This window comes from Flavobacterium sp. HTF, assembly GCF_003105115.1.
Taxonomy (GTDB): domain Bacteria; phylum Bacteroidota; class Bacteroidia; order Flavobacteriales; family Flavobacteriaceae; genus Flavobacterium.
Window position 1 is genome coordinate 1 of the sequence record NZ_QETH01000170.1, and the last position, 2,616, is coordinate 2,616.

Here is a 2,616-nt window from a genome sequence, read left to right on the forward strand (position 1 = left end):
ATTAAAAACTGCTTCTTCTGAAAAATTTTCAATTGCTTCAACAGTAACGCCAAGTGCTTTTGCAATTTCTATAAGTCTTTCTTGGTCAACAGTTTCGCTTGCTTCAATAGTAGAAATAGTTTGCTGGCTTAAACCAATTGCAATTGCAAGGGCTTCCTGCTTCATACCTTTAAGCTCTCTGATTCGGCTTATGTTTCTGCCGATATGTTTTGGTTTTGATGTTGTGCTCATATTTCAAAGGTATTTATTTTTTTATTTGAATGATATGAAAATATGTTTTTTCTTATTTAATTGAATGTTTAAATATAATCCCAATTATCCATAATCTTGTCATTTCGACTAAGGAGAAATCTTCGTAAGAAACTCTGTAAAATTGGAAATGTTTCAGTTATGATAGCTATTTACTCAACATCAATTCCTAACTTTTCAGCAATCTTTGAAATTTCACTTTCTGAAATATTTTCGTCAATATTTAAATCTTTTTCTTGAATTATTGATTCACCCGAATTTTCTAAAATATCACCATCTTGTACTAAAATAATTCTTGAGTTTCCGTTATTGAAATGAGAGAATCCATAAGTTGCAGCAGTAGATTGTATTGTAAGTGAAAAAACTTCTGTATCCAATTCCTCCGATAATTCCTGAAGTAAGTCTTCTTCTGAAACAAAAACCATTTCTTCATCTTGTAAAATTGTCCAGCCGTTTTTAAATTCGGTTGTTTGTGAAATTTCATCGGATAAATTTTCATCTTCAAAATAATTAAGAATTTCAGAAATTTTATTTATTTGATTAAGCTGATTTCCTTTAATTGCTACAATTGCTTTTGAAAGTCCCATGTTTTTCCTTTTTAGTTAATATTACAATATTAACTAAAAAAATAGTATAAATCTGTAATTTTTTAAGTTTAACTCCAATTTCAATTATCCATAATTTTGTCATTTCTGGAAATAATGTGGTTAGTTTGCGTGGGCTTCGACTTCGCTCAGCCTGACAATGTGTTAATCTAAAATCTAATCCCGAGGCTTCGGGACTAAAATCTATAAAAAAAATCCCGCCTCAATTAAGAAACGGGATTACAATGATATTCTCTTTTTTTTATTTTAAACTGTTGCTGCAACTTCTTGTGGCAACGGAATTTGATTTTTAAGTAAATCTTCAAATGTTTCGTGAGCGCGAATCAGGATTCCTTTTCCGTCTTTCCAAAGAACTTCTGCTGGTTTGTATCTTGAATTGTAGTTTGAAGACATGGAGAAACAATAGGCTCCGGCATTTCTGAAAGCTAAAATATCACCTTCGGTAATTTCTGAAATTCTGCGGTTGTTGGCAAAAGTATCTGTTTCGCAAATATAACCTACAACAGAGTAAAAACGCTCTTTTCCTTTTGGGTTAGAGATGTTTTCGATATAATGTTGTGAACCGTAAAACATCGGACGGATTAAGTGGTTGAAACCACTGTCAACTCCGGCGAAAACTGTTGAAGTTGTTTGTTTTACTACGTTTACTTTTGCTAAGAAGAAACCTGCTTCGCTCACAAGGAATTTTCCTGGTTCGAAAATCAGTGTTAAATCTCTGCCATATTCTGCACAGAAAGCGTTGAATCTTTTAGATAATTTTTTACCTAATTCTTCGATGTCTGTTTCGATATCGTCTTTTTTGTATGGAACTTTAAATCCGCTTCCGAAATCTAAAAATTCTAAATCTTTAAAATGTTTTGCCGTATCGAACAGGATTTCAGCAGCATACAAGAATACTTCGATATCCAAAATATCAGATCCTGTGTGCATGTGAATACCTACGATACTCATTTTTGTGTTTTCAACAATTCGCAATATATGAGGTATCTGATGAACAGAGATTCCGAATTTACTATCAATATGTCCAACAGAAATATTGGCATTTCCACCCGCCATTACGTGCGGATTGATACGGATACATACCGGAATTTGTGGATATTTTGTTCCGAATTGCTCTAAAATCGATAAGTTATCAATATTGATTTGTACACCCATTGCGGCAACTTCTTCAATTTCTTCCAGAGAAACTCCGTTTGGTGTAAAGAAAATTTTGTCAGGATCATAGCCAGCATGAAGTCCTAATAAAACTTCCTGAATGGATACAGTATCTAAGCCAGACCCCATGTTCTTTAATAACTGAAGAATTGCAATGTTAGACAATGCCTTCATGGCATAATTAACTCTTAAGTTTTCTACCTTAGAGAAAGCTTTAGTTAATCTGTTGTACTGAGATTGGATTTTTTCGGCATCGTAAACATACAATGGACTTCCAAATTGGTCTGCTAACTGCAGTAAATCTTTTGCTTGCATTTTTCAAATTATTTTGAGCAAAGTTATTACTCTTTTGTCTATCAGCAAATAATTTGTAGAAAAATAACAAATTATAACAAATTGTTTGTTTTTAAACAAAAAGTTGCTGTTTTTGGAATTTTGTAACCTAGTAGGAGGTTCAAAGAGACAGAGGTACAAAGATACAAAGATTTTTTTGCCACGAATTCACGAAATTAATTAATTCCTCCTGCTTCCTGAATAAATCGAAATATAGTACAACAAAGTAGCGATTGATCCAAGCGCTGCTACAACGTATGTTCTTGCCGCCCAC

At 32.9% G+C, this 2,616-nt stretch carries 3 protein-coding genes and 1 pseudogene; all 4 read right to left on the bottom strand.

What is annotated here, in order from left to right; all coding sequences use genetic code 11:
* Positions 1-231: helix-turn-helix transcriptional regulator (locus tag DCO46_RS22455; RefSeq protein WP_133244630.1), on the bottom strand; the 231-nt coding region annotated here is incomplete at its 3' end.
* 170 nt (positions 232-401) lie between these two features.
* On the bottom strand, positions 402-836 hold the full coding sequence (locus DCO46_RS22460; protein WP_116754689.1) for a hypothetical protein: 435 nt from the start codon (positions 834-836) through the stop codon (positions 402-404).
* A gap of 264 nt (positions 837-1,100) precedes the next feature.
* Positions 1,101-2,324: a diaminopimelate decarboxylase gene (gene lysA / locus DCO46_RS22465; protein ID WP_116754690.1), complete on the bottom strand. Its 1,224-nt coding sequence runs from the start codon at positions 2,322-2,324 to the stop codon at positions 1,101-1,103.
* Between the two features lie 198 nt (positions 2,325-2,522).
* Positions 2,523-2,616: pseudogene (locus DCO46_RS22470) on the bottom strand (zinc metallopeptidase); the annotation flags it as partial.